Here is a 2802-nt window from a genome sequence, read left to right on the forward strand (position 1 = left end):
ACTCGGCGAGCACCCGCGAGGCGCGGGCGATCGGGTTGGTGAGGTAGAAGTCGAGGATCGGGGAGCGGAACGGCTCACGCGCGGGCGTGCCGCCGAGGCCGGCCAGGGTCTCGAGCGCCGCGGCCGCGTCGGCGGGCTCGACCGCATCGACCGCCGCGAGATGCGGGTGGTCGGCGTAGAGCGCGCGGCGGAGCGCGGCGAGCGAATCGTACGGCAGGCGCCTGCCCAGCACGTCGGAGAGCGCGCGCAGGATCGCCCAATCCTCGCGGGCATCGCCCGGCGGGAAGGACGAGCGGTTCGCCCATTGCACGCGGCCTTCGAGGTTCACGTAGGTCGCGTTCTTCTCGGTATAGGCCCCGCCCGGCAGGATCACGTCGGCGCGGGAGGCGCCGCGGTCGCCGTGGGTGCCCTGGTAGATCACGAAGGCGCCCGGCGCGATCTCGACCTCGTCGGCGCCGAGATTGAAGACCACGTCGAGGGCGCCCGGCGCGATCATACCGGCGAGATCGAGGCCCCCCTCCCCCGGCACGAAGCCGAGATCGAGCGCGCCGACGCGGGCGGCGGCCGTGTGCAGCACGCCGAAACCGTTCCAGCCCGGGCTCACCGCGCCGACATCCCGGGCGAGAGCCGCGGCGGCGGCGAGGATCGCGGCGCCGTCCGGGCGCGCGAGCGCGCCCATGCCGACGAGGACGATGGGATTGGCGGCCGCCTTCAGCGTCTCTGCGAAGCTGTGGCGGCCCGCGGCGAGATCGGCCAGCGTCTCGGGCCCGGCGCCGAGATGGATGTGGGGATAGGTGAGGTCCGCCGGCTCGCCGATCATGCCGACCGGCAGGGGGCCCATGCGCCAGCGCTTGCGGATGCGGACGTTGAGCAGGGACGCCTCGAGGCGCGGGTTGGCGCCGACGAGCAGGATCGCGTCCGCCTCCTCGATACCGGGGATCGTCGGCCCGAACGTGTAGGCGGCCCGGCCCCAGGCCGGATCGAGGGCCTCGCCGGCCTGCCGGCAATCGAGGTTCGCGACGCCGAGGGACGTCATCAGGCCCTTCAGCGCATATGTCTCCTCGACGGCCGCGAGATCGCCGACGAGCGCGCCGACGCGCTTCGGGTCCGCGCCCTTCATCCGGGCGGCGATGGCGCCGAAGGCCTCGTTCCAGGTGGCCGGGCGGAGTCGGCCGTTCTCGCGCAGGTACGGACGGTCGAGGCGCTGCAGGCGCAGGCCGTCGACGGAGTGGCGGGTCTTGTCCGAGATCCACTCCTCGTTGATCGCCTCGTTGACGCGCGGCTCGATCTGCATGACCTCGCGGCCGCGGGAATCGACGCGGATCGCCGAGCCCACCGCGTCCATCACGTCGACCGAGTCGGTCTTCGTCAGTTCCCAGGGGCGGACGTTGTAGCTCTGCGGCTTGTGCACGAGCGCGCCCACCGGGCAGAGGTCGGCGACGTTCCCCTGCAGCTCCGAATGCATCGCCTGCTCGAGGTAGCTCGTGATCTCCATGTCCTCGCCGCGGCCGATCGCGCCGAGATCCGGCACGCCGGCCACCTCCGCGAGGAAGCGCACGCAGCGGGTGCAGTGAATGCAGCGGTTCATGGCGGTCCGCACCAGCGGGCCGATGTACTTCTCCTCGACGGCGCGCTTGTTCTCGCCGTAGCGGGTCGAGTCGACGCCGTAGGCCATCGCCTGGTCCTGCAGGTCGCAATGGCCGCCCTGGTCGCAGATCGGGCAATCGAGCGGGTGGTTGATGAGGAGGAACTCCATCACCCCCTCGCGGGCCTTCTTGGTCTGCCCGGAGCGCGTCAGCACCTCCGGCGGCTCGCCGTTGGGGCCGGGCCGGCAATCCTTGACCGCGTAGGCGCAGGAGGCGACGGGCTTCGGCGCGCCCTTCAGCTCCACGAGGCACATGCGGCAATTGCCGGCGATCGACAGGCGCTCGTGGAAGCAGAAGCGCGGGATCTCCGCGCCCGCGACCTCGCAGGCCTGGAGCAGGGTGTACTCGGCCGGGACATCGACCTCGGTGCCGTCGACGACGATCTTGGTCATACGTGCTTCTCGGTCTCGAACTGCATCGCGGCGGGCGGGCTCACTCCGCCGCCATGGGCACGGGGTCGGAATGCGGGTTGGCGCTGTAGCGGTCGATCCGCTTCTCGATCTCGGGGCGGTAGTGGCGGATCAGGCCCTGGATCGGCCAGGCCGCCGCGTCACCCAGCGCGCAGATCGTGTGCCCCTCGATCTGCTTCGTGACGTCGAACAGCATGTCGATCTCGCGCTTCTGCGCGCGGCCCTCGGCCATGCGCAGCATCACGCGCCACATCCAGCCCGTGCCCTCGCGGCAGGGCGTGCACTGGCCGCAGCTCTCGTGCTTGTAGAAATAGGCGATGCGCGCGATCGCCTGGACGATGTCGGTGGACTTGTCGAGGACGATCACCGCCGCGGTGCCGAGGCCCGAGCCGAGGTTGCGCAAGGTGTCGAAGTCCATCTTGGCGTCGATGATCTGCTCGGCCGGCACCAGCGGCACCGAGGAGCCGCCGGGGATCGAGCAGAGCAGGTTGTCCCAGCCGCCCCGCATGCCGCCGCAATGCTTGTCGATCAGCTCGCGAAAGGTGATCCCGAGCTCCTCCTCGACGTTGCAGGGCTTGTTCACGTGGCCGGAGACGCAGAACAGCTTGGTGCCGGTGTTGTTCTTGCCGCCAAGCCCCGCGAACCACGCGCCGCCGCGGCGCAGGATGGTGCCGGCCACCGCGATCGACTCGACGTTGTTGACCGTCGTCGGGCAGCCGTAGAGGCCCATATTGGCCGGGAACGGA

Annotated in this window: 2 protein-coding genes; both read right to left on the reverse strand. The window is 70.8% G+C overall.

All coding sequences use genetic code 11. The features are described from left to right. Positions 1-2038, reverse strand: a 2038-nt coding sequence (nuoG, locus tag E1J50_RS25905) for an NADH-quinone oxidoreductase subunit NuoG (protein ID WP_132257117.1), incomplete at its 3' end; no start/stop codon positions are given. A 40-nt stretch (positions 2039-2078) separates the two neighbouring features. Beyond that, the coding region (gene nuoF / locus E1J50_RS25910) for an NADH-quinone oxidoreductase subunit NuoF (RefSeq protein WP_132257119.1) at positions 2079-2802 on the reverse strand (724 nt) is incomplete at its 5' end.

This window comes from Methylobacterium segetis (genome assembly GCF_004348265.1).
In the GTDB taxonomy this organism is placed as follows: Bacteria; Pseudomonadota; Alphaproteobacteria; order Rhizobiales; family Beijerinckiaceae; genus Methylobacterium; species Methylobacterium segetis.